We start from the raw sequence: 24,947 nt of genomic DNA on the forward strand, positions 1-24,947 counted from the left end.
GTCTGGCTCAAAACAGTGAAAATCGTGAAAGTATACCCTGTACCGCGTTCAACGTTAACCGGCGATTGTTTCTACGAAACAGAAAGAGGATGGTTTTCATCGTTATGAAACAAATTGACGCCCTTCACGGGCACACCAATGCAATTTTTCTCGTGGAAAGGCTGTATTCACGCCCCGCAAGCTGGTAGAATCCTGCGCCATCACTACGCAACGAGTGCTGCAATTTAAACGGCGCTTATTTGCACAAATCCATTGACAAAAGAAGGCTAAAAGGGCATATTCCTCGGCCTTTGAATTGTCCATATAGAACACATTTGGGAGTTGGACCTTGGCTAATATCAAATCAGCTAAGAAGCGCGCCGTTCAGTCTGAAAAGGCCCGCAAGCACAACGCTAGCCGTCGCTCTATGATGCGTACTTTCATCAAGAAAGTATACGCAGCTATCGAAGCTGGCGACAAAGCTACTGCACTGAAAGCATTTAACGAAATGCAACCGATCGTGGACCGTCAGGCTGCTAAAGGTCTGATCCACAAAAACAAAGCTGCACGTCATAAAGCAAACCTGACTGCACAGATCAACAAACTGGCTTAATCGCCTGCTTGTTGTCGCTTTGTGAAAAAACCCGCGCAAGCGGGTTTTTTTATGCCCGTCGTTTGCAGCCGGATTCGACAGCAACTGCCATTCACTGGGCATTGAGCTGATAATCTCTGTCTGGCCGAAGGTGGAGAACCGCCCCAAGAGATATCGGGAGATGCGTGAAAACGGCTGGCCACGGAACAGAATTCCGGTATTTATCCGCGAAGGTGGTCAGTACCGGAATTTATTAAAGCAGTAGAATCCTTCCGGCTGTAGGCAACCACCGCAGCCGGAAGCATTACGAAGATCAGGCTGATTGCAGCTTAAATAATGCCGAGTAGTCCGCATTGCAAATACGCTGCACCGCTGGATGCTGGATCATTCTTTCTGCAAATATGGCGTGATACTCCTCCATCACATTCTCTACGCGTCCAATTTCAACAATTGAATCATCGGCATAGAAATTGTGGGAATAAAGCGTAGGCGCAACAAAAATAGCGTTATGCGTTGCACCAAACGCTTTCATCAGCGCGGCGTCATCAAACTCACCAAGGATTTCAACGTTCAGCCCTTGGGAGTTAATCCAGTTCAGCAGCTTACGCCCGAGCATCGAACGGCGCCCAGGGATCAGCAATCGACGCTCTTCGAGGCAGGCCGGAAATGGTTTCTCAGGCAATGGCTGGGTGCACCAAAAGCTCACGCTGCATTCGCCAATCCGCACTGAGAACAACCCTTCCTGCTGCGTAGAATCGATCGGGCAGTCGGAGATAATCATATCCAGTTTATGCTGGCTGAGCTGATCCAGCAGCATCTCGTGCGTTGATTCAAAACAACGCAGATGGATTTGTTCATCTTCAACGACTGCAGCATTCAGCACGCTGCTGACCAGCTGTTTGGACAACGCATCCGCCACGCCGACATCGAACAGTAAATTCGACTCTTTGCGATAGTTCACGATATCCAGCATTTCCTGGCTTAACGTGAACATCTTATCCGCATAACGAAAAACCAATTCGCCTAATTCGCTGGGCTCCAGTCCACGCCCCTTCCGCTTGAACAACTTTCCCTGTAAGCGTTCCTCAAGCGCTTTAATCTGCCCGGTAATGGTCTGCGGTGTCAGATAAAGCGCCTCTGCTGCACCAACCACCGATCCTTCTTTATATACATGCCAAAAGTAGTACAGGTGGTTGTAGTTTATATGAGACATACACTCTCCCTGAAAATTGTCACGAAAGGGTTATCCCGTCAGGCTGCTGCGTTCAACCGGGTGCGTAACCAGCAGTAACCTATTACCGCCGACAGCAAAGAACCGATCAGGATCCCCAGTTTCGCCCAGTTAATCAGCTCAGGATCGACGGTCCCAAACGCCAGGCTGGCGATGAAAATCGACATCGTAAAGCCAATGCCGCACAGAATACCGACCGCCATAATTTGCTGGAAATTCGTTCCCTCCGGCAATTGCGCCATCCTGAAGCGTAACGCCAGCCAGCAAAAGAGGCTGATACCCAGTGGTTTCCCGATTAACAGGCCAGCAATGATCCCCAGCGGTAACACCGAAGTCAGTCCATCAATGGTGACGCCCTGCAGTGAGACGCCCGCGTTAGCGAAGGCAAACAACGGTAGGATCAGGTATGCCACCCACGGGTGCAGAACATGCTCCAGACGCTTCGCCGGCGAACGCCCGTGTTTTTCCTTCAACGGGATGAAGAAACCGACGATCACGCCCGCCAGAGTTGCATGCACGCCAGACTTCAGTACGGCCGTCCACAGCACTACGCCAACCAGAATATAAATACCGGTACGTCTTACACCGCACAGATTCAATGCTGCCAGGATAAGGATCGCGCACGCGGCAACGCCCAGCGACAGCAGCGAGAGATCGCTGGTGTAGAACAACGCGATGATCACAATAGCGCCGAGGTCATCGATTATCGCCAGCGCCATCAGGAAGATTTTCAACGCCAGTGGGACACGGCTGCCCAACAGCGCCAGCACGCCTAATGCAAAAGCGATATCCGTTGCCGCCGGGATCGCCCAACCCTCACGGGTGATAGGGTCAGCATAGTTGAATGCCAGATACAGCAGCGCCGGGACAATCATGCCCCCGATAGCGGCAATGATCGGAAACGCCGCCTGGCGCAGACTGGCCAGCGAACCTTGCATTAACTCGCGCTTCACTTCCAAACCGATCAACAGGAAGAACACCGCCATCAACGCGTCATTGATCCACAGCAGCATATTTTTGTTGATCTCAAGCGCGCCAACCCGCAGTTGAACGGGCGTTTCCAGAAAGGCGTGGTACCATCCACTGGTAACCCCGATATTTGCCATCAGCATAGCAACCACGGCAGCGATGATCAGAATGATGCCCCCCGAGGCGTCACTACTAAAAAAACGATGCAGATGTTTCACTTTTATTCTCTCTATTGGGTGAATACTTCGTAAATACTATCTTACACCTTCAGAAAGCTCGTTAAAATTAGATTATTCATGATGAATAGATCGGTTTTTACGAATAAAAAAGCCCGAACAGATGTCGGGCATAGAGCGCAAAACACTGAGACCTAATCAGGCATACAGTCCCATTTTATAAACGCGGAAACTGGTGATGTCATAGCGATAGCCTACGCCATTCACTTCCTCGTTTTTATAGTAACCAGAGGTCATTGTCGCCTCAAAAAGCACCGACTTGGTTACCGGTTCAATTTCTTGCAGAAGCAAATTCCCCAATGCTTCATTTCCTTCCTGCGGGTCAATAATGTCGCTATCCCCCGGCTGGCAAGAGATAGCTCGGCCATTTTCGTCAAATGTGCAATCGCCGAAATGCACAACGATGTTGCCATTCTGCAACACCTCTTTGGCGCTTACACAACTACTATAACCGCGAGCTCCCAACTCCTTACCGTATTCAAAAGGGCGCATTACCGTCATTGCGTTCAAATCAACGATAAAGTGTACAACCCGGCTGTAATTATCTGGTGGAAGCAGGCTTTTACTATCAACACGAGAGCGATAGTTACCATTGTCGAATACCATAAATTCGACCATTCCTGGTTCGTCATTAGCCACTTCAGTCACATTGTGTTGTCCCCACGACCAAAAATCACGGTTTGCCGCATCCACATCATCCTGATTGCTGAAGTCATAAAGAGGGACACCATCACTGTCGACCGGAGTCAGAAGGTAAGGCTTATACTCCTCGCTCCAATCTTCATGCGTGGACATAATAAACTGCAGCGATTCAGTCTCGAGGCTGATGCCAAAAACAGCGCTCTGATGACGCCCTGAAGCGATCAGCAAACTATTCGTTTCATTAACATAGCTTTGGTTGATATGCAGCCAGTCCTGAGCGGTCGGATCTTCACCAGGTGCCGTCCCCGTTGGTCTCGCTGTACGTGAGGTATCAAGAATAGCGGCCATGTCGTAATAGGCAATTTCCAGCCCGGTAGATAAATCCACAACTGAGACGCCATCTTCATTAGTCTTCAGTGAATCCGGTCTGCCCGAGGTATATTCGGAAGGCGCGACGATGATATTACTGTCCCATTGCCAAATTGAGTGGTGGAATTGGTTATCCAGAATATAAAAAGTATACAGCCGTCCCATCATGTCGAACTCATACATCTCAAGGTAGGTGTTTTTAGCTTCTGATGTAGCCAAGAAATGACCGTTATCAATGCGCACCAAATTGAATGACGGGAAGTCCTGTGTCACGTACCAACGCACCACACCATCCTGATCCAGAGCGTAGTTATAGCGGTCGAAATGCGTAATGAAATAGCAGCCCGGCGCAATCAGGTCAGCGTCAGTCACTGGTTGAGTCACATTGATAACAGGAAACCCTAACTGCACATCTGCAGAATCCGTTGCAGGTAAAGGTTGGGTTGCTATCGTATAAGTGGCGATAACGACTTCATCAACCAAAATAGCCAGTTGGTTATCGACATCTGCCACTAGGCCAAGTACAGGCAGCAGATTCGCCCCCACATTCAACGTAAAATCTTGCACGACTTGTATCGCACTTTGCGCCAGATCCTGAATTTTCAGCGTTACAGTACGTTCTTCAGCACTCCAAACACCGGCATATGCACTTAAAGGGGCTGTACCATAAGGGTTTAGAACAATGACCGCATTTTCCAACGTATTCTCATCAGTGATCCGAGCCAGACAATCTTGATAAACAGCTGTATGACTGAGAACCATCTCATTATTGCTGTCAATCTCCTGATTAACAGCGGGACGAGGTGTAGGCAACTTAATATCGGGGGAAATAATCTTTTTCATTATGCGTGTCCAATGTATTCATTTCATCGTTCCACAGCGGAACAACAAAATAAATACACTGGGGATATATCAATCAGGCAATCAAAAAGTATCAATTAATATCAATAAAAATATTCCGTTATCGCATTATATTTTTATTATATTCAAATTTTAAATAATTCAGTACGACCGTAACATTGGCAGGAGACAGGCGACTAAGCTGAAAGAAAAACGGATGCGTATGCAAAAACTGAATAAATTTAGTGCTGCCCGTTAAGGTAGCGTAGCGTAGCATACTCGTTTTTTTATTTCCTGTGAGGTTACATACGGCTTTAGAGTAACCGCGTGTTGAGAAGGCTCGCCAGACATTATTGCGTATTCCGCCACTAAAGAACACTCGATAAGGAAAGTCTTTATCCGGAGGTGAAACCCCCATTTCTCTTACAAATGATATATGACAACGACCTTGCCGCACAGATTGCAGATTAGCCATCATACATCCTCCTAATATAAAACACTCATGATCGATGTCGTGCTGAACATTGAGGGAGTGCTCATCCGTAAGCTCTTTGACCAGCTCAAAATGCCGGTACGCGGGAAGAACCGGTTTTACCAACATCCCGGGATCGTTTTTGTAAAGCGTGGCGGGACCATAGTCGATATCAAATAGGGTATTTCGCCGCATCGTCATGAGTTCTTTGCGTTGGACAAGATGCGCTAACGTCCCAGGCGGCAGACGTTCCTCGTATTCAGAAATGTACTGATATTCGTTTTCGACAGGCTGCGTGGAATAATTAGGGAAGGTGCGAACAAGTCCCTGATATGAGATCATGTTTGTCATCTGGAGCCATGGAACAGGGTTCATCATGAGTCATCAACTTACCTTCGCCGACAGTGAATTCAGCAGTAAGCGCCGTCAGACCAGAAAAGAGATTTTCTTGTCCCGTATGGAGCAGATTCTGCCATGGCAAAACATGGTGGAAGTCATCGAGCCGTTTTACCCCAAGGCTGGTAATGGCCGGCGACCTTATCCGCTGGAAACCATGCTACGCATTCACTGCATGCAGCATTGGTACAACCTGAGCGATGGCGCGATGGAAGATGCTCTGTACGAAATCGCCTCCATGCGTCGGTTTGCCCGGTTATCCCTGGATAGCGCCTTGCCTGACCGCACCACCATCATGAATTTCCGCCACCTGCTGGAGCAGCATCAACTGGCCCGCCAATTGTTCAAGACCATCAATCGCTGGCTGGCCGAAGCAGGCGTCATGATGACTCAAGGCACCTTGGTCGATGCCACCATCATTGAGGCACCCAGCTCGACCAAGAACAAAGAGCAGCAACGCGATCCGGAGATGCATCAGACCAAGAAAGGCAATCAGTGGCACTTTGGCATGAAGGCCCACATTGGTGTCGATGCCAAGAGTGGCCTGACCCACAGCCTAGTCACCACCGCGGCCAACGAGCATGACCTCAATCAGCTGGGTAATCTGCTGCATGGAGAGGAGCAATTTGTCTCAGCCGATGCCGGCTACCAAGGGGCGCCACAGCGCGAGGAGCTGGCCGAGGTGGATGTGGACTGGCTGATCGCCGAGCGCCCCGGCAAGGTAAGAACCTTGAAACAGCATCCACGCAAGAACAAAACGGCCATCAACATCGAATACATGAAAGCCAGCATCCGTGCCAGGGTGGAGCACCCATTTCGCATCATCAAGCGACAGTTCGGCTTCGTGAAAGCCAGATACAAGGGGTTGCTGAAAAACGATAACCAACTGGCGATGTTATTCACGCTGGCCAACCTGTTTCGGGCGGACCAAATGATACGTCAGTGGGAGAGATCTCACTAAAAACTGGGGATAACGCCTTAAATGGCGAAGAAACGGTCTAAATAGGCTGATTCAAGGCATTTACGGGAGAAAAAATCGGCTCAAACATGAAGAAATGAAATGACTGAGTCAGCCGAGAAGAATTTCCCCGCTTATTCGCACCTTCCTTAGTTGTCACAGCGATAACCCTGCCACTGCCCTCTTCTGCCGTAACCAGAGCATACAAACTGTTGTCGCCGCCATTAAATTTAACCCGAAAAGCGCACGTACTCATCGCCAGATCAAACGCAGGAAAAACGAACTCTCGTTCAGCCTCATTTACCTTGCGGGATAATTTTTGTAGCGCACGGTTTAGACCCGTGCTGTCTAATGAAAGTGTCGCTCTAATATCAGACAACGAAGCGCCTTCCTGGATAAGTCTGGCAAGGTTTTCCTGACGGATATCTGCCTTATGTTCTCCTGGGGAAACGAACGTTTTGTGGCACTCAAGGCAGTATAGTCGCGCCTCTCTTTGAGCGGAAAATCCATATTTTTTCAGTGATGAACTACCGCAGCTAGGACAAGCTTTAATCAATCCCTTCCAGGCCTGGTTTGCCGACTGACGGAAGAGATTGAGCGAGTACTCAGAAATGATGGGGAACAAAAATCCACATTCTCTACACAGAATCTCCTTCCCTTGGGTTAAATAATCCGGACTATTTAATATACCCATATTTTTACAAGTAGGTGTTTTACAGGCATCAACATTGATTCGAGAAAACATATTCACTCCCTGCGAATATTACTATCACACAAATATTGTTTTTATCTCTGCTGGCGAAATATTATTTTCATAGAGCGTTTTCATCGCCCCCATCGCTAAATAGATGCGCGGAATAGTAGATCACTGAAAGGGAACTCAGCCCGGATTGTGCGATCTGATCAATCGCCAAACCAACCAAAACCACCAACCGGACTGAGCGATGCCGATCATAGCACCAATACCCCGTGGCGAACGACGCCTGATGCAGAAAGCTATTCATAAAACGCGCGATAAAAATCATGCCCGCAGACTCACGGCCATGCTGATGCTTCATCGGGGTGAACGGGTCAGCGATGTTGCCAGAACTCTCTGTTGTGCTCGTTCATCCGTTGGTCGCTGGATTAACTGGTTTACGCACTCAGGTATTGAAGGCCTGAAATCCTTACCCGCAGGGCGCTCCCGACGCTGGCCTTTTGAACATATCTGCACCCTGTTACGTGAGCTGATAAAGCATTCTCCCGGCGATTTTGGTTATCAACGTTCACGCTGGAGCACCGAATTACTGGCATTAAAAATCAATGAGATAACCGGTTGCCAGTTACATGCAGGAACCGTTCGCCGCTGGTTGCCATCTGCGGGGCTTGTATGGCGCAGGGCCGCGCCAACTCTGCGTATCCGTGACCCACATAAAGATGAAAAGATGGCGGTAATCCACAAAGCGCTGGATGAATGCAGCGCAGAGCATCCGGTATTTTATGAAGATGAAGTGGATATCCACCTTAATCCTAAAATCGGTGCGGACTGGCAGTTGCGCGGACAGCAGAAACGGGTAGTGACGCCGGGGCAGAACGAAAAATACTATCTGGCCGGCGCACTGCACAGTGGCACGGGTAAAGTCAGCTACGTGGGCGGCAACAGCAAAAGTTCAGCGCTGTTTATCGCTCTGCTGAAGCACCTGAAAGCCACTTACCGGCGGGCGAAAACAATCACGCTGATCGTTGATAACTACATTATCCATAAAAGCCGCGAAACACAGCGCTGGTTGAAAGCAAATCCCAAGTTCAGGGTAATTTACCAGCCGGTTTACTCGCCGTGGGTGAATCATGTGGAACGGCTATGGCAGGCACTTCATGACACGATAACCCGTAATCATCAGTGCCGCTCAATGTGGCAGTTACTGAAAAAGGTCCGCCATTTTATGGAAACCGCCAGCCCATTCCCCGGAGGAAAACATGGTCAGGCAAAAGTGTAGCGGTATTAGGCGCAGCTATTTAGTGCAGTATGGGAAAAAAACAACTGATAACCAGCACATAAAAAGTTCTGATTCGATACTCCTGAGACTGAGGGGAGAAATCGGTGTTTAGGACATCCCCCATTGCAAGCAAACCGCCACTGACAGGAGTAACATTCTTGCGCCATGGTACGGCTTTTATCATTGCCGAATTGCCGATTTTGCTCACTATTGTTCATCGCACGCACCGTTGTATGCTGAATATTCCCTAGTTTGTACTGCGGATAGACAAAGTGATCGCAGTTATAAACATCACCATTCATTTCCATTGCGAATGCACTGCCGCACGTTGGAGAAAACACGCACACATGCGGAGGTAATCCGCACCAGGCAGCCAGCGTCTGCTCAAATATCTGTATGCCAATATTACCAATATCCTCACGGATCCAGATATCAAAAATAGCATTGAGAAAATGGCCGAATTCAAGTGAGTCAACGGACCACGGCATCATTTTCGTTTGTTTATCACAGGGTGCAGCCAACTCGGCATCGCTGTTGTCACTACGCCTCTCTACTAATGGAATAAACTGCATATACTGGCTACCAATGCTTTTCAGATATTGGTAAACCTGCAGTGGATGAGACATATTAGTGTGGTTAACCACCGTCAGCGTATTAAACTCAACCCCGTGACGTACCAGGCGTTTAATGGCCTGCTCCACTTTCTCATGTGTTGGTTTACCCGAACGAGTAACACGCCATTCATCATGTAGCGCGGCGTCACCGTCAACAGAAATCCCCACCAGAAAATCATTCTTCTTGAAAAACTCAGCCCATTCTTCGTCGATCAAAACACCATTAGTCTGAAAGGTATTTACTATGGTTCTCCCCTCAGCGTAACGCTGCTGAAGTTCAATCGCCCGCTGGTAAAACGCGCGCCCCATCAGAGTCGGTTCTCCACCTTGCCATGCAAAAATGACGTCATCCACATCCTGTGCGGCAATGTGTTGCTTGATGAATAATTCAAGCATTTCATCTGACATTTTGAAATTTGCTTTTCTGTCTGGATAGAGCTTCTCTTTTTCCAGGTAAAAACAGTATTTGCAGTCCAGATTGCATACTGATCCTGTCGGCTTAACCATTACCTGACAACTTTTCCTTTGCATCACGGAGGTCCATAAATAAAAGAACCCGGCTCAGCATAAAAATACTGAGCCAGGCGGGCATAGCCCTAAGTGGCATACTCTATTTTTTTGTTGTTATCCGATTAACCCCAGGTTACTGGCGTCGGTTTTTCACCTCGGGCTTTCATTAAGGAATCGTTATCAATATCCTTTTTGTACTTCAGGAACTTACCGTACAGTTGTTTTTCGATATCAGGCTGCTTGCCAATCTGATTAAGGGTTTCAAAACGATCTTTTTTCAGGTTGTAGAGGTATTTAGGTTTATTTTCGCGATTGATGATCATTTTCCAGTCACCATCGCGAATAGCCCACTCATCCGTTGGATCATCCTGGAATGGCATATCAATACCAAAAATGAGTGGCTTCTGACGCGCCAACGTTTTCTGTTCCAGTAATGGCACCAGAGACTGCCCATCGTAGGTACGATCTGTTGGCAGTTTAAAATCCATCATATTTGCCAGCGTCGGCATCCAGTCGAGACCATAAACCGGCGTATCCGTTACCATCCCCTGCGGAATATGTTTACCATACTTGATGATTGCCGGAACACGGATGCCGCCTTCCCACAAATTGTCTTTACGACCGCGAAGCCCATCCGTTTCGCCCGCCAGGTTCAGTTCATACACTTTACGAGCCTCGCGTGTGACCGGTCCGTTATCGCTAGTAAAAATGACAATGGTGTTATCTTCTTCACCCATTGCCTTAATCTTATCCATTACTTTACCGACCTGGGCATCCATATAGCTGATATTGGCGTAATATTCTCCCGTGCCGCGCCACGGTTTATCAGCCCAATCTCCGTAGAACAGATCCGGATGCTGTTTCTGGTAGTCGCTCATGTTTTGTGAATACATATCGAGATACTTTTTCGGCGATGCCAGTGGGCTATGAACTTCTGTGAAGGCGACGTATAAGAAAAACGGCTTATCATCTTTCTTATTGTCCAACCAGTTCACGACTTCAGAGCTTACTAATTCTCCACTGAAGGTCTCCGCTCTACCAATCGGCTTGCCGTTACGCACAAAACCGGTTGGATGTACCATGCCATGACGCGGGCGCTCTGTTGCGGTATCTAAAGTTGAGTCCGTTACGAACCCGGCAGCATTCACCAGGGTGTAATCGAATCCCATATCGTTCGCTTGCGGCTGATCGGTGCGATCTCCTCCGGCATTCAGGTGTAATTTGCCCATTATCGCCGTGTCGTAGCCCTGCTCTTTCAGCAGATTGGCAATCGTCAATTCATTGCGCCCTAATGCGACGTCTTTCCCTTCAGGGATCCATGAGCGTATCCCGGTACGAAACGGCATACGCCCCGTTAATAAACCAGCACGAGAAGGAGAACACAGCGGCGCAGGTGCATAGTAGTCGGTAAATTTCACCCCTTCCTGCGCCAGCTTGTCGATATTAGGGGTTTTGACGATTTGATGGCCATAAGTCGCGAGATCGCCATAGCCTAAATCGTCAGCAAGAATGATGACTAAGTTAGGACGTTTATCCGTAGCAGCCTGCGCGGTTGACGATACGCTTCCGGCACATAAGGCCAGACCGATCATACTGGCAACAACAGTTCTTTTCATTTCAACTCCTTTGAATTATCACATCACCAATTACGCAATAAACTTGCCAAAAGGCTTAATATTTTCGGTTGATTTCTGGCACTCACTATTACATCAGCATGCAATAAAGAGTGATTGAAAAAATAAAGAAACAAATACATTCGCAGGCGCTATATTAATAATTAAAATATCATTTTTATTTATATAAACTTACCAGAAAATTCTATTAAAAAACTGCACAATAACAAGTGACGAAGATCCCAAACACCTCCCTCACCCTCTCTATATCTCGTTAATGTCAGCATATGTTGTTTTCTCGGCACTAAGTTGCTAATAGCGAATAAGTCATACAAAAAGAATATCAAAAGCATCGATAAAAAAGATTCGCGTTACTCCAGTAACACGCCTTATATTCAAAAAACATAAAGTTAGCATAAAAAAAACAACACCTCCCGACACTTTCTCAAATTAATATTCGAACACTGGTATTTTTGCGACACCTATCACTCACAAACAAAACATCAACCAATAGACTTCCTTTTTTTCAAAAGCATTACATTTTATTATTTTCTTTACCTCACGGAGCTGAGCATGAACAAAAAATACATTAATAGTCTACTTGGTGCATGCCTTATCTTAGCCTGTTTTAATGGTCATTCAGCTGAACTAAAACGCGTATATGGGAAAATTAGTCTCGGGTATGGTGACTGGAATAAAGGTTTCGTAAACGTCGATCGTGGTGAAGTGTGGAAAGCGGTGGCTGATTTTGGCGCCGTTTTCGACAGAGGTGAATTTGCTTCATTTTACGAAATGAACGTTCTCAACCATCCAGTCGAAGGACGGAACCACGTTACTCAGTTTCTCGGACATTATCGTCCGATAGAAGGTTCTGATTTTACGTTGATGACCAAACTCTATATGTCGATGGAGAACACGTTTGGTGATGAATTGAATATGATGTATGGGGTCGGCTACCTTGGTCTGGTAGAAAAATCATGGTTCATTAAACCCTATGTGGCTATACACAATTTATCCAACGACTATACGTCAAAAAAATACGGTCAGGCTACTGGCCTTAACGGATATGTACTTGGTTGGGTTGCGGCATATAATTTTGAAATGTTTAACGAAAAATTTGCTGTTTCCAACTGGAATGAAATTGAAATGGATCGTAATGATGCCTATGCAGAGCAACAAGGTGGACATACTGGTCTGAATGGCGCAGTGACTTTCACATGGAAATTTATACCTAGCTGGACTGCATCGGTATCCTATCGTTACTTTAATAATAAATTAGGTTATAAAGATTATGGTGACCGTATGAATTATATGATTGGCTTCGAGTTCTGATTACTATCAAAATAAATAAAAAAGAAATAACCCAGTTTGAAACTCTGCATCCGATATATCAGATGCGGTGAGGTGTAATTGTCAATATATCGAATAAATGGAATATGAATATGAATGTGAAGAATAAATTCTCGCTGTCCCTCTTGTCTTTATGTATTGGTTTATCATCTGCTATAACCTTTACTGCAGATGCCAGAGACATTACCATTTACTACACAAATGATTTGCATGCTCACGTTACACCAGGGATTATTCCTTCTGTGTCGAAGACACGTGAGGTAGGAGGATTTGCTCCTATCTCTAAAATAGTTAAGGATGCCAAAGAAAAAGATAAAGATGTTTTTTTCTTTGATGCAGGTGACTATTTTACTGGCCCTTATATCAGCACCTTAACCAAAGGTGAAGCCATTATCGATATTTTGAATACCATGCCCTATGATGCCGTTTCGGTAGGAAATCATGAGTTTGACCATGGACATGAAAATCTAGTCACACAACTGAGTAAACTTAAATTTCCGGTACTGCTCAACAACGTGTTTTACAGCAATAGTGATAAACCATTAATTAAAACACCTTATACCATCGTCGAAAAAAATGGTTTGAAAATTGGTGTTATTGGGATGCACGGCGTTTCGGCATTTTATGAAGCAATTGCCGCAGGCGTCCGTGAAGGTGTTGACTGCCAGGATCCCGTACCGTATGTGAAGAAACAACTGGAAGAATTGAAAGGGAAAGTTGACCTGACAGTACTGCTCGCGCATGAAGGTGTACCGGGTCGTCAATCCAGCGGTGGTGATGAAGACGTTGCCCGTGCGCTGAAAGCTGACGTTGAAATGGCTAAAACGCTTGAAGGCTACGGGTTGAACGTACTGATCACCGGCCATGCCCATAAAGGTACTCCAGAACCCATTAAAGTCGGCGATACGTTGGTGGTTTCAACTAATGCCTACACGATTGAGTTAGGCAAGTTAGTCCTCGACTGGAACCCTGAAACCAAAAAAGTGGATAGCTACAATGGTAAGCTAATCACGATGTACGCAGATACCTATAAGCCTGATCCGCAAACACAGGCAAAAATCGATGAGTGGAACAATAAAGTTAAGAAAATTACCGACAGAGTCGTCGCCTACTCACCTGAAATTTTGACCCGTTCTTATGGTGAATCTGCTACTACAGGTAATTTAATTACTGATGCTTTGATGTATAAGGTACCTTACGCCGATGCCTCATTCTATAATGCTGGCGGTATTCGTTCCGAATTACCCAAAGGCAACATTACATATGGTGATGTATTGAGCATGTATCCATTCACTAATGATGTAATGAGTGTGGAGATCAGCGGTAAAGATCTCAGGTCAATTATGTCTCATGCCGCAGATTTGAAAAATGGGACGCTACACGCGTCAAAAACAGTACAGTTTAAATACGACAGCACAAAACCGTTGGGGCAGCGTATTGTTTCGTTTAATATTAAAGGAAAACCGGTAGAAGACAGTCAATTTTATACTATTGCTCTGGATTCTTTTATCGGGAAAGGCGGTGGTGGATTTAGTTTCACCAATAGTAAAAATGTTAAATACATTAAGGGATTACAAACCGCTCAGGCAATAATCGATTACATGGAGCATGTGAAGAACATTGTTCCTGATCACACAATGCGTGTTGACGATATTAGCAAATGATTTTTTAGTAAGATCATTTAATACATAATGCGGCCACAATCATGGCCGCATTCATTTTTACTTATCAAAATAATGGCAGTTTATAAACTCTGAAAGCAGAAATATCATAACGATAATCATCACCATTTACTTCAGCATTTTTATAATAACCTGACGTTACCGTCGCCTCAAAAAGAAGCTGTTTCGTCTGCTTATTGATCTCTTGTAATACCAACATCCCCAGCGCCTGACTTCCATCTTGCGGATCCACAATATCACTGTATCCCGGTTGGGCAGATAGAGGACGACCATTTTCATCCATGGTGCTTGCACCAAAATGGATGACCAGATTACCATTGCTCAATAAATGCTTGGCACTTACGAAGCTGCTGTAGCCCCTGCTACCAACCTCATCTTTACCATATTCATACGAGCGTGTTACCGTCATCGTGTTTAGATCAATTCTAAACTGAACTACCCGGCTAAAGTTATCCTTTGGCAACAAGCTCCTGGCATCGTCTCGAGAACGATAATTTCCATTGTCAAAAACTATAAACTCCAGAATACCGATCTCAGCATTTGGAATCTCTACGATATTATGCTGCCCCCATGTCCAGAAATTACTGTTCGCTAAATCAATTCCATCTTGAGTAGAAAAATCAAACAGCGGATTACCTGACTCATCGACTGGTGTCAGCAAGTATTCCTCAAAGTCGGAGGCCCAGTCTTCATGATCGGCCATAATAAAACGCAGTTGGCCCGAGTCGACATCAACACCGAAGATGGCACTTTGGTGACGCCCTGATGAAACCAGCACATTATTGGTTGTATTAATATAGCTCTGGTTGATATGCAGCCAGTCATCCATCGTAGCCGATTGACCCGGTGCACTTCCTGATGGACGTGGCGAACGAGAATAGTCCATCACTTTTAACATGTCATAATAAGCAACCTCAAGCCCTGAAGTGAGATCGATAATGGAAACACCATCTTTACCTGTTGAGTAATCATCTGGACGTCCATTAGTATATTCCGAGGGGGCAATAGCCAGATTGTTCTCTAATGGCAGAATAGAGTGATGAAACTCATTATCAAGGAGATAGACTGCATATACTCTGCCCATTACGTCAAATTCGTACATATCCAGGCAGTGATTAATTCCTTGTGACGTAGCCAGGAAATGCCCGCTGTCTGTTCGGACAAAGTTATAAGAAGGAATTGCCTGAGAGACATACCAACGAACGATGCCATTTTGATCAAAGGCAAGATTATAGCGATCAAAATATGTTGAAAAATAAAGGCCATCTGCAACTAATGAGGAATCGTCAACTGACTTTGTCACAGTGATGACAGGGAAGCCAAGACTGATATCAGCAGAATCCGATGGCGGCAATGCTGATGGGGTTACCGTGTATTGCCCAACAATCTGCGCACCTGAGATTAAGGTAACGACATTATCCTCCCCGGCAACCAGACCCGAAACTGGAATCAGGTTTGCACCGGTCTGAATGCTGTAGGTCCAGGATACAGCTACCGTTATCCCCTTGCTATCCTGCACATTAATTTTGATATCTTCATTCAATTTCCCCCAAATACCCAGATATAGGCTTAAAGGTGCCGTACTATAAGGATCTAACGTAACTATGGCATTATCATAATCATTAGTTTCCACCACTGCAGAGAGGAGTGTTTGATAGATTGCATTATGCGAAAGCACCGTTGCGTTATCAACATCAATTTTCTGGTTAACTGGCATACGAGGTTCTGGTTGACTAATTTGTAATTTATTAATTTGCATATCTCTATCCTTTCACAAAAAGTTTTCATTTCCAATCGGCTATATAATCCCGATAGCTGGTAAGATAAACAGAACCGTAGTATTCGTACAAATAACTAGTAATAAAATAATCTAAAAAAACATCTTTATGAAGAAACAAAAAATTTATGTGACTATAAAACCATCTATTAATATGCTATGCCATATATCCCCAAATAAAAGTCTATAAATTGCCATTCAGCCTATGTCAAAAAACTCAATAATGCCTCCCTACCCCCCTAATGGCCAATTAAATAAATAACTCCTATTTAATTTAAAATTAATACAAACTAAAAATATCATAACTTATGTGACACGTATCGTTTTTACATGCAACAGGTATGCATATGTATTGAATAACAGAAAATTTGTATTTAATATTTCTGAACACATTAAACTAACCATGGTATATAAATGACCATTTACATTATTAAAAATAGTTGTATGTATGATAACGCCAGCCATGAATTAAAAAGTAAAGATGGGAAGCGAACTATAAAACTTACTCATATGCGTTCTAAATGTTTAAATTTCATCCTAACTCATGCGCAAGAACTGGTGATAAGGAAAAATCATATTGCGGAAGCATTATGGGAGGACAGGAGTACATTTATAAGTGATGCTAATCTGACTCAACTACTCTATCTGGTCAGAAAAGACCTGAGAATTTTTGGCATTGACAATTTGTTCATTACAATTCCACGTCAAGGAGTACAGATTAATGAAAACATAGAAATAAAATGCTTAAATAGCAAACATCATTTCCTGCAGAAACCGTTTCTGTATTATTATGCAATGATTTTATTTATTACAATAATTCTATATATCACACTAAGATTTTACTTACTTTAAGTATGGTAATGCCCATGGACGGGCAATACAGTTCACTTAGCAAAAACCTGTGCCAGTTTATCTTTCAACATTTTCAGTACGGGCCCAGCAAAAACCCCTCCCAGCCCTGACAATATGAGTATCATATTTATACCAGCACCTTTATCAAGAGCAATGCCAGAGAGTAAAAAACCTGTAAAACATGAAATAATGACTTGTTTTAAACATCCTGCTATATTTTTTTTCTTTCGTCCCCGGGCTTCTCTCATGAGATAGCTAACGACTCCCCCCCAAGCACTCACGATAATAATCGCAAGAATAGTCTCTAGCTCTATAATATACTTTAAGGCAGGTTCTGAACTTATTATCACTGACATAAATTATCCCGATCATTTATAGATGAATATTTAGATTGCAGTATCACTATCCACTCTCTAAGCACAACATAATATTTGCTTTTTTTATATAAAGAAGCATAAACAGGGATTGTTTTAAAAAATAATTCATCAGGCAGTGATAATATTTTAATATTATACCCTCTGGTATATTTAAAAAATGAAGCCAACTCAAGAGGTACAATGCAGATCATATTTGTTGTTTCTACTATATTGACTACCCCTAACATAGAATCGCTGCGATAACCTATTTTACGTTCTGTTCTATGATCAACGCTATTGGTATAAACCATTACTTCCGGAGAGAACATATCAGATTGATATACCGCATGTGAAAAAGTATAAAAATGGTGTAGTGAGATTTGCTCTAAGATTGATAGTGGATTGTCGTTGCCACAAATACAAACATATTGCCTAAAAACGTCAATAAGATGGACTTCAATATCAAAGTTTTTTGGTGGTGAAAGATTAATTAAAATATCACCCACTCCAGAAAGTAACATTTCAGCCAAAGTATCTTCGCTATTTTTATTTACTGCATAATGATTTATTTCATACTTTTCAATTAATTCATCATTCCTAATAAAATGATGGAGATAATAATTCTCTACAATATCACTCCCTAATAAAGTTATTGCTGGAGGATCGTAGTTATTCTTTGAAAGTGAATATGTAGCGTTGATTACATTCACAACATGGCTATAGGCCTTATGGAGTTCCAATCCTTTTTTCGTAGGCGTCAACCCTTTTCGGGTTCGTTCAAAGAGCTTAAATGAATAAATATTCTGTAATCGACTTAACGCCTGAGAAACAGCAGCTGGTGTTATGGATAATCTCTCGGAAGCTCGAGAAGCGTTTCCGGATTCCACAACGGCATTAAATATCTTAATTAAATTGAAGTCAAAATCATTTTCGCGCACAAGCATTTCACTCACCTTTTCTTCTATTAACTGAGCAAAAAATAGAAGAAAATCTTTATTTTAAAAAATCATTTCTCATCATTTTTCCTGAAGATTTATTCTTGATATCTAACTAATTATTTTTGTATTCGATACAAAAATAAAAAGCCCAGGATTCTTCAATCCAAGGCCTTTTAATTAATAAGACAGCTGTAAATTAGCGCGTCAAATCGTCAAAAAATTTCTTCACACCGTCGAAGAAGCTTTTAGAGCGCGGACTGTTTTGCTCGCCGGTCGGGCCGCCAAAGCTGTCCTGCAGATCTTTCAGCAACTGCTTCTGCTTGTCGTTGAGGCCTACCGGGGTTTCAACCACCACACGGCACAGCAGATCGCCCTGTGCGCCGCCGCGTACTGACTTAACGCCTTTACCACGCATGCGGAACAGTTTGCCGGTCTGCGTTTCGCCCGGGATTTTTAACTTCACGCGACCATCCAGCGTCGGCACTTCAATCTCGCCGCCCAGCGCTGCCATCGCAAAGTTAATCGGCACTTCGCAGTACAGGTTATTGCCTTCACGTTCGAAAATTGGGTGCTGTTTTACCTGCACCTGAACGTACAAATCGCCTGCTGGCGCGCCATGTTCACCGGCTTCACCTTCACCCGCTAAACGAATACGGTCGCCAGTATCAACCCCTGCCGGGATCTTAACGGACAGCGTTTTGCTCTTCTCAACGCGACCATGACCATGGCATTTGTTGCACGGGTCTTTAATCAACGTACCGCGGCCCTGACAGTGTGGACAGGTCTGCTGTACGGCAAAAAAGCCCTGACGCATCTGCACCTGACCAGAACCGTGACAGGTTGGACAGGTCTGGGGTTGCGTGCCCGCCTTCGCACCGCTGCCGTGGCAAACATCACACTCTTCCAGCGTCGGAATACGGATCTCTTTGGTGACGCCACGCACGGCTTCTTCCAGAGTGAGATCCATGTTGTAACGTAAATCAGCACCACGTGAGGCGCGCTGACGACCGCGACCGCCGCCAAAGATATCGCCAAACACGTCACCAAAGATATCGCTGAAGTCGGCCCCGCCGCCAAAACCGCCGCCGCCGCCCATACCGCCTTGCTCAAACGCTGCATGGCCGTACTGATCATAAGCCGCACGTTTTTGCGCATCGGTGAGGATCTCGTAAGCTTCTTTGATCTCTTTAAACTTGGCTTCGGCCTCTTTATCACCCTGGTTGCGGTCCGGGTGATATTTCATGGCCAGGCGCTTGTAGGCCTTTTTGATTTCACGCTCTTCCGCTGATTTGGAAACGCCTAAAATCTCGTAATAGTCTTGCTTAGCCATCTCTTTTTATCTGCCCCTAACATGCGTGCACGGGCGGAGAGGAAACCTCTTCGCCCGTGCCAGTAATTACCCGTTCAAAGGGCGATTATTTTTTGTCTTTCACTTCTTCAAACTCAGCGTCGACAACGTCGTCATCTTTCGCGTTGTTTGCAGAAGCATCAGCACCTGCTGCGCCAGCCTGCTGCTGTGCGTGCTGCTGCTGAGCGATTTCCATCAGTTTCTGGGAAACCTGTGCCAGCGCCTGCATTTTCGCTTCGATATCCGCTTTGTCTTCGCCTTTCAGAGAAGTTTCCAGCGCAGTCAGTGCAGACTCGATGGCAGTTTTGTCATCAGCCGGCAGTTTGTCGCCTGCTTCTTCAACCTGCTTGCGAGTGCTGTGCAGCAGATGGTCACCCTGGTTACGGGTCTGAACCAGCTCTTCAAACTTACGGTCAGATTCTGCGTTCGCTTCTGCTTCACGAACCATTTTCTGAATTTCTTCTTCGTTCAGACCAGAAGAAGCCTTGATGGTGATCTTCTGCTCTTTACCGCTATTTTTGTCTTTCGCGGAAACGTGCAGGATACCGTCGGCATCGATGTCAAAAGTAACTTCGATCTGCGGCATACCGCGCGGAGCCGGGCTGATGCCATCCAGGTTAAATTGACCCAGATCTTTGTTATCAGCGGCACGTTTACGTTCACCCTGCAGCACGTGGATGGTTACCGCAGACTGGTTGTCTTCAGCAGTAGAGAACACCTGGCTGTGCTTGGTCGGGATAGTGGTGTTTTTCGCGATCAGTGCAGTCATCACGCCACCCATGGTTTCGATACCCAGAGACAGCGGGGTAACGTCCAGCAGCAGCACGTCTTTCACATCACCGGTCAATACACCACCCTGAACGGCAGCACCGATTGCCACAGCTTCGTCCGGGTTAACGTCTTTACGCGGCTCTTTACCGAAGAACTCAGCAACTTTCTTCTGTACCATCGGCATACGAGTCTGACCACCGACCAGGATAACGTCCTGAACGTCGGAAACAGACAGACCAGCATCCTGCAGAGCAACTTTCAGCGGCTCGATAGAACGGTTAACCAGGTCTTCAACCAGGCTTTCCAGTTTCGCACGGGTCACCTTGATGTTCATGTGTTTCGGACCAGTCGCGTCTGCAGTGATGTACGGCAGGTTCACGTCGGTCTGCTGAGCGGAAGACAGTTCGATCTTCGCTTTCTCAGCGGCTTCTTTCAGACGCTGCATCGCCAGCGGGTCGTTACGCAGGTCGATACCCTGATCTTTCTTAAATTCGTCAACCAGGTAGTTGATCATACGGCTATCGAAGTCTTCACCACCCAGGTGGGTATCACCGTTGGTTGCCAGAACTTCGAAGGTTTTTTCACCGTCAACTTCGTCGATTTCGATAATAGAGATATCGAAAGTACCACCACCCAGGTCATAAACCGCGATAGTACGGTTGCCGACTTCTTTATCCAGACCGTAAGCCAGTGCAGCTGCGGTTGGTTCGTTGATGATACGTTTTACTTCCAGACCTGCGATACGGCCGGCGTCTTTGGTTGCCTGACGCTGAGCATCGTTAAAATATGCAGGTACGGTGATAACTGCTTCAGTTACCGGTTCACCCAGGTAATCTTCAGCCGTTTTCTTCATTTTTTTCAGCACTTCAGCAGAAATCTGCGGCGGTGCCATTTTCTGACCTTTTACATCAATCCATGCATCACCGTTGTCAGCACCGATGATTTTGTACGGCATGATGGCTTCATCACGCTGCACTTCTTCGTCCTGGAAGCGGCGGCCAATCAGGCGTTTAATCGCAAACAGGGTGTTTTGCGGGTTTGTCACTGCCTGACGTTTAGCCGGCTGACCAACCAGAGTTTCACCATCCTGGGTATAAGCAATGATAGAAGGCGTGGTGCGATCGCCCTCGGCGTTCTCCAGCACACGTGCAGTAGTGCCATCCATAATCGCTACACAAGAGTTGGTAGTACCCAGGTCGATACCAATAATTTTACCCATCTAAACGTCTCCACTAAAAATTCGGTCATCATGTGGTTGTGAATCTGTAATAAGGGCGAAACGTGCGGTTTCAACTACCCTGAATCGTTTTTTTTCAGACTCACCACTGCGGTTGTCTACAAGATGGGGTCGTAACCCACGTCATCAAGGGGGGCATGAAAAATTTTTTTAGCCTTGTGGCATTAAATTCGCAGAAAAAAGGCAAAAAGAGAGAAAAATGAATAGTCGCCAACCAGAATTAATTCATACAACCAATTAAATCAGGAAAGTTATTCACATAAAAATTGCAATAAAAAGAAAAGATTACGAGCATGAATCGTTTTTATGACGACGGTAATCTGGTCTGAAGTCACACACTGTTGCAGCCGTCAAAGAGAAACTCCATGAAATCTGTGTTAACTCTTTCCACCAGCCTGCTTATGGGCCTTCTGCTGAGCAGCACCGCCGTAACTGGCAAACGTGATGCCCATCACAGGGAAAATAATTCATTTTCCCTTCGTTAGATCATAGACAGAGCCTTCTCCCCTGATTATCATGCCGCGCCCCGAAGACAGCGATCGTTATTCGGGGAAACTATTTCACCATTCAATCAATGATGATTTTGAGGAATTATGGGCAACACTAAGTTGGCTAATCCGGCACCGCTGGGCCTGATGGGCTTTGGCATGACCACCATTCTGCTTAACCTGCACAACGCGGGTTTCTTCGCTCTGGACGTTATTATTCTGGCGATGGGCATTTTCTACGGCGGTATCGCGCAAATTTTTGCCGGACTGCTGGAATATAAAAAAGGCAACACCTTCGGTTTAACCGCCTTTACCTCCTACGGTTCGTTCTGGCTGACGCTGGTTGCGATCCTGCTGATGCCGAAAATGGGCCTGGCGGATGCAACCAATGGTCAGTTCCTGGGCGCTTACCTCGGTCTGTGGGGCGTGTTCACTCTGTTCATGTTCTTCGGTACGCTGAAAGCGGCGCGCATGCTGCAGTTCGTGTTCCTGAGCCTGACTGTGCTGTTCGCCCTGCTGGCCGTTGGCAACATTGCGGGTAACGAAGCGATCATTCACGTTGCTGGCTGGGTAGGCTTAGTGTGTGGCGCAAGCGCCATTTACCTGGCGATGGGTGAAGTGCTGAACGAACAGTTTGGCCGTACCATCCTGCCGATTGGTGAAGCGCACTAATCTGATGCTATCCCCCCCTGACGGGGGGATATTCCTTACAAGCGCTGTAACTCTGCCTGTACGCTCGAATCGCGATGATAAAGATCCTGTCGCAGCCAAATCCCCAAACCTAGCCCTACCAGCGATAACGCCAGCACATACCAGGCCGGAGCCATTGGCGACACGCTCATTAACATCGTGACGGCGATTGGCGTCAGACCACCAAAAATGGCGTACGACACGTTGTAAGAAAAGGATATTCCGGTAAAGCGGACTTCCGCCGGAAACGCCCGCACCATCACATAAGGCACAGCCCCCACCACGCCAACGCATAACCCCACCAGCCCGTATAACAGGAACAAATGCTGGGGATGGCTGCCGGTCAGGTGATAGAAAAACCAGCTTGAACAGGCCAGCATCAGGCTGCCGACAATAAAGGTTTTGCTGGCGCCGACCCGATCGACAATAAACCCAGCCAGCAGGCAACCGACGCACAGCATAATGGTAGCGATACTGTTGGCTTGTAACGTTAGCGCCGGCGCAAAGCCATACTGCTTCTGCAACCAGACTGGTGACATCAGGATCACCACCACAATCCCAGCCGATAGCAGCCAGGTCAGCAGCATTGAAATAACTACCGCTTTTTTATGTTTGCTCACCACTGACTTCACCGGTAGCTCTTGCGCCAACGCTTTACGCTGCTGCATTTCGAGAAATATGGGTGTCTCCTGCAGCCAGCGACGCAGGTACATCGCCACCAGCCCAAACACGCCCCCCAGCAGGAAAGGAATACGCCAGCCGTAATCATGCACCGCCTGCTGCGTCAGGCTGGTGTTCACCAGCGTCGCAACCACCGACCCCAGCAGAATTCCCACCGTCAGGCCGGCAGTCAGCGTTCCGCAGGCAATGCCGATGCGACGCTCCGGTACATGCTCCGCCACAAACACCCACGCGCCCGGAACTTCTCCGCCGATGGCAGCGCCTTGCAAAATACGCATCAGCAGTAACAGCAGCGGCGCGAGGATCCCCATTGAGGCGTAAGTAGGCAAGAGGCCAATCGCCAGCGTCGGTATCGCCATCAGCAAAATGCTCAGGGTGAACATTTTCTTGCGCCCGACCAGATCGCCAAAGTGCGCCATGATGATGCCCCCCAGCGGACGCGCCAGATAGCCGGCGGCAAAAATGCCGAAGGTTTGCACCTGACGTAGCCATTCAGGGATGTCTGCGGGGAAGAAAAGCTCGCCAACAACAGCGGCAAAGAAGACAAAGATAATGAAATCATAAAACTCAAGCGCACCACCAAGGGCAGCAAGCGTAAGGGTTTTATAATCCTGGCGATTCAGCGGTCGAGTGTGTTGTGACATAGCAAACCATGAGTCAGTGAAGTAATTGAATCTGTTCGTTGATATATGTAAAGCAAAAATTACTATATCGTAAACAATTCAATACTCCACTGTCATTGGCACTTATGTCACGATCGGGCTACTTTCAGGCATTTGTATCGCGTATTGCGCTTTTAGGACGAAAAGATGCTACAACAGTCGGTGCGGTTTCCACATACGGCCCATCCAATAGCTGTATACAATACGGTACACTTGCAAAAATACCCGGCACGATAACCTTACCGTCGGCATCTTTCACGCCTTCCAGCGTCTCTTTGATCGATTTTGGCTGACCTGGCAGATTCAGGATCAACGCCTGCTTGCGAATCACGCCAACCTGACGGGAAAGAATCGCCGTTGGCACAAAGTGCAGGCTTATCTGGCGCATCTGCTCACCAAAGCCTGGCATCTGACGGTCGGCTACGGCAAGCGTCGCATCAGGCGTTACGTCACGACGGGCCGGACCCGTTCCGCCGGTAGTCAGCACCAGATGACAACTCATTTCGTCTACCAGCTCGCATAAGGTCTGTTCGATGATCGCCTGTTCATCCGGGATCAACCGCGTTTGCAGCTCAAAAGGGGTGGTAAGGGCAGACGCCAGCCACTCTTCAAGGGCCGGGATACCTTTATCCTGGTAAACGCCGCTGGAAGCACGGTCAGAAATGGAAACCAGGCCAATGCGTAAAGTATTCATGATTATTCCGTTTAAACAGTCTCG

Annotated in this window: 17 protein-coding genes and 5 pseudogenes; 7 read left to right on the forward strand and 15 right to left on the reverse strand. The window is 46.3% G+C overall.

The annotated features are described in order from the left end of the window. Window positions 1-7: 7 nt before the first annotated feature. Window positions 8-223: pseudogene (locus HV311_RS28105) on the reverse strand (DUF2575 domain-containing protein). A 105-nt stretch (window positions 224-328) separates the two neighbouring features. On the opposite strand from HV311_RS28105, the gene rpsT reads away from it, so the two are divergent. After that, complete coding sequence (rpsT, locus tag HV311_RS21340) at window positions 329-592, forward strand: 30S ribosomal protein S20 (RefSeq protein ID WP_003018940.1); 264 nt, start codon at window positions 329-331, stop codon at window positions 590-592. 91 nt (window positions 593-683) lie between these two features. Then, window positions 684-770, forward strand: a pseudogene (locus HV311_RS28330) (hypothetical protein); the annotation flags it as partial. Between the two features lie 114 nt (window positions 771-884). Here the strand turns inward: HV311_RS28330 and nhaR are convergent. The 4 genes and pseudogenes from nhaR to HV311_RS21360 all read right to left on the reverse strand — a co-directional run. Further along, window positions 885-1,784: a transcriptional activator NhaR gene (nhaR, locus tag HV311_RS21345; RefSeq protein WP_016151636.1), complete on the reverse strand. Its 900-nt coding sequence runs from the start codon at window positions 1,782-1,784 to the stop codon at window positions 885-887. 38 nt (window positions 1,785-1,822) lie between these two features. Next, the gene (gene nhaA, locus HV311_RS21350) at window positions 1,823-2,989 is read right to left on the reverse strand and encodes a Na+/H+ antiporter NhaA (RefSeq protein WP_049042495.1); all 1,167 of its coding nucleotides are present in this window, start codon (window positions 2,987-2,989) and stop codon (window positions 1,823-1,825) included. Between the two features lie 156 nt (window positions 2,990-3,145). Beyond that, a complete protein-coding gene (locus HV311_RS21355; protein WP_191220439.1) occupies window positions 3,146-4,861 on the reverse strand; it encodes an aryl-sulfate sulfotransferase in 1,716 nt (571 codons plus the stop codon). Between the two features lie 118 nt (window positions 4,862-4,979). Continuing rightward, a pseudogene (locus HV311_RS21360) lies at window positions 4,980-5,636 on the reverse strand (cytoplasmic protein); the annotation flags it as partial. A 70-nt stretch (window positions 5,637-5,706) separates the two neighbouring features. Here HV311_RS21360 and HV311_RS21365 point away from each other — a divergent pair. Then, the gene (locus tag HV311_RS21365; protein ID WP_064349473.1) at window positions 5,707-6,687 is read left to right on the forward strand and encodes an IS5-like element IS5 family transposase; all 981 of its coding nucleotides are present in this window, start codon (window positions 5,707-5,709) and stop codon (window positions 6,685-6,687) included. A gap of 136 nt (window positions 6,688-6,823) precedes the next feature. Here the strand turns inward: HV311_RS21365 and HV311_RS21370 are convergent. Beyond that, window positions 6,824-7,429 (reverse strand): annotated as a pseudogene (locus HV311_RS21370) (transposase); the annotation flags it as partial. Window positions 7,430-7,628: 199 nt separating this feature from the next. Here HV311_RS21370 and HV311_RS21375 point away from each other — a divergent pair. Beyond that, on the forward strand, window positions 7,629-8,660 hold the full coding sequence (locus HV311_RS21375) for an IS630-like element ISEc33 family transposase (RefSeq protein ID WP_032425611.1): 1,032 nt from the start codon (window positions 7,629-7,631) through the stop codon (window positions 8,658-8,660). A gap of 23 nt (window positions 8,661-8,683) precedes the next feature. Here HV311_RS21375 and HV311_RS21380 read toward each other — a convergent pair. Both HV311_RS21380 and HV311_RS21385 read right to left on the reverse strand, forming a co-directional pair. Then, window positions 8,684-9,808: pseudogene (locus HV311_RS21380) on the reverse strand (anaerobic sulfatase maturase); the annotation flags it as partial. A 98-nt stretch (window positions 9,809-9,906) separates the two neighbouring features. After that, window positions 9,907-11,400, reverse strand: coding sequence for a sulfatase family protein (locus HV311_RS21385; RefSeq protein WP_080859392.1), 1,494 nt, complete (start codon window positions 11,398-11,400; stop codon window positions 9,907-9,909). A gap of 570 nt (window positions 11,401-11,970) precedes the next feature. Between HV311_RS21385 and HV311_RS21390 the strand changes: the two genes are divergently transcribed. Continuing rightward, window positions 11,971-12,729, forward strand: a complete 759-nt coding sequence (locus HV311_RS21390) for an outer membrane protein OmpK (RefSeq protein WP_047414475.1) — start codon at window positions 11,971-11,973, stop codon at window positions 12,727-12,729. Between the two features lie 110 nt (window positions 12,730-12,839). Beyond that, window positions 12,840-14,411 (forward strand): bifunctional metallophosphatase/5'-nucleotidase, encoded by a 1,572-nt coding sequence (locus HV311_RS21395; RefSeq protein ID WP_103928890.1) that lies wholly within the window; start codon window positions 12,840-12,842, stop codon window positions 14,409-14,411. Window positions 14,412-14,475: 64 nt separating this feature from the next. Here the strand turns inward: HV311_RS21395 and HV311_RS21400 are convergent, their stop codons facing one another. From HV311_RS21400 to dnaK, 5 genes are all read right to left on the reverse strand, one after another. Next, complete coding sequence (locus HV311_RS21400) at window positions 14,476-16,188, reverse strand: aryl-sulfate sulfotransferase (protein WP_191220441.1); 1,713 nt, start codon at window positions 16,186-16,188, stop codon at window positions 14,476-14,478. A 902-nt stretch (window positions 16,189-17,090) separates the two neighbouring features. Further along, window positions 17,091-17,414: a phage holin family protein gene (locus tag HV311_RS21405; protein WP_046275510.1), complete on the reverse strand. Its 324-nt coding sequence runs from the start codon at window positions 17,412-17,414 to the stop codon at window positions 17,091-17,093. Then, window positions 17,405-18,358 (reverse strand): LysR family transcriptional regulator, encoded by a 954-nt coding sequence (locus HV311_RS21410; RefSeq protein WP_181598605.1) that lies wholly within the window; start codon window positions 18,356-18,358, stop codon window positions 17,405-17,407. The genes HV311_RS21405 and HV311_RS21410 overlap by 10 nt, the downstream gene beginning before the upstream one ends. Before the next feature lie 190 nt (window positions 18,359-18,548). Continuing rightward, the gene (dnaJ, locus tag HV311_RS21415) at window positions 18,549-19,682 is read right to left on the reverse strand and encodes a molecular chaperone DnaJ (RefSeq protein WP_008786151.1); all 1,134 of its coding nucleotides are present in this window, start codon (window positions 19,680-19,682) and stop codon (window positions 18,549-18,551) included. 85 nt (window positions 19,683-19,767) lie between these two features. Next, window positions 19,768-21,690: a molecular chaperone DnaK gene (gene dnaK / locus HV311_RS21420; RefSeq protein ID WP_016151634.1), complete on the reverse strand. Its 1,923-nt coding sequence runs from the start codon at window positions 21,688-21,690 to the stop codon at window positions 19,768-19,770. 611 nt (window positions 21,691-22,301) lie between these two features. On the opposite strand from dnaK, the gene satP reads away from it, so the two are divergent. Next, window positions 22,302-22,868 carry an acetate uptake transporter gene (gene satP, locus HV311_RS21425; RefSeq protein WP_003018969.1) on the forward strand — a complete coding sequence of 189 codons (567 nt, stop codon included), beginning with the start codon at window positions 22,302-22,304 and terminating at the stop codon, window positions 22,866-22,868. A 35-nt stretch (window positions 22,869-22,903) separates the two neighbouring features. Here the strand turns inward: satP and HV311_RS21430 are convergent, their stop codons facing one another. Both HV311_RS21430 and mog read right to left on the reverse strand, forming a co-directional pair. Next, window positions 22,904-24,211 carry an MFS transporter gene (locus HV311_RS21430; protein ID WP_191220442.1) on the reverse strand — a complete coding sequence of 436 codons (1,308 nt, stop codon included), beginning with the start codon at window positions 24,209-24,211 and terminating at the stop codon, window positions 22,904-22,906. 124 nt (window positions 24,212-24,335) lie between these two features. Continuing rightward, on the reverse strand, window positions 24,336-24,923 hold the full coding sequence (gene mog, locus HV311_RS21435) for a molybdopterin adenylyltransferase (RefSeq protein ID WP_131380590.1): 588 nt from the start codon (window positions 24,921-24,923) through the stop codon (window positions 24,336-24,338). Window positions 24,924-24,947 lie beyond the last annotated feature (24 nt).

It is taken from the genome of Citrobacter sp. RHBSTW-00881 (assembly GCF_013728515.1).
GTDB classification, from domain to species: domain Bacteria; phylum Pseudomonadota; class Gammaproteobacteria; order Enterobacterales; family Enterobacteriaceae; genus Citrobacter; species Citrobacter braakii.

Excerpts from the sequence above, each read along its gene's own strand:
- nhaR (WP_016151636.1), bottom strand. The coding sequence starts at position 1,784 with ATGTCTCATATAAACTACAACCACCTGTACTACTTTTGGCATGTATAT.
- HV311_RS21355 (WP_191220439.1), bottom strand. The coding sequence starts at position 4,861 with ATGAAAAAGATTATTTCCCCCGATATTAAGTTGCCTACACCTCGTCCC.
- HV311_RS21365 (WP_064349473.1), top strand. The coding sequence starts at position 5,707 with ATGAGTCATCAACTTACCTTCGCCGACAGTGAATTCAGCAGTAAGCGC.
- HV311_RS21375 (WP_032425611.1), top strand. The coding sequence starts at position 7,629 with ATGCCGATCATAGCACCAATACCCCGTGGCGAACGACGCCTGATGCAG.
- HV311_RS21385 (WP_080859392.1), bottom strand. The coding sequence starts at position 11,400 with ATGAAAAGAACTGTTGTTGCCAGTATGATCGGTCTGGCCTTATGTGCC.
- HV311_RS21390 (WP_047414475.1), top strand. The coding sequence starts at position 11,971 with ATGAACAAAAAATACATTAATAGTCTACTTGGTGCATGCCTTATCTTA.
- HV311_RS21395 (WP_103928890.1), top strand. The coding sequence starts at position 12,840 with ATGAATGTGAAGAATAAATTCTCGCTGTCCCTCTTGTCTTTATGTATT.
- HV311_RS21400 (WP_191220441.1), bottom strand. The coding sequence starts at position 16,188 with ATGCAAATTAATAAATTACAAATTAGTCAACCAGAACCTCGTATGCCA.
- HV311_RS21405 (WP_046275510.1), bottom strand. The coding sequence starts at position 17,414 with ATGTCAGTGATAATAAGTTCAGAACCTGCCTTAAAGTATATTATAGAG.
- HV311_RS21410 (WP_181598605.1), bottom strand. The coding sequence starts at position 18,358 with ATGCTTGTGCGCGAAAATGATTTTGACTTCAATTTAATTAAGATATTT.
- dnaJ (WP_008786151.1), bottom strand. The coding sequence starts at position 19,682 with ATGGCTAAGCAAGACTATTACGAGATTTTAGGCGTTTCCAAATCAGCG.
- dnaK (WP_016151634.1), bottom strand. The coding sequence starts at position 21,690 with ATGGGTAAAATTATTGGTATCGACCTGGGTACTACCAACTCTTGTGTA.
- satP (WP_003018969.1), top strand. The coding sequence starts at position 22,302 with ATGGGCAACACTAAGTTGGCTAATCCGGCACCGCTGGGCCTGATGGGC.
- HV311_RS21430 (WP_191220442.1), bottom strand. The coding sequence starts at position 24,211 with ATGTCACAACACACTCGACCGCTGAATCGCCAGGATTATAAAACCCTT.
- mog (WP_131380590.1), bottom strand. The coding sequence starts at position 24,923 with ATGAATACTTTACGCATTGGCCTGGTTTCCATTTCTGACCGTGCTTCC.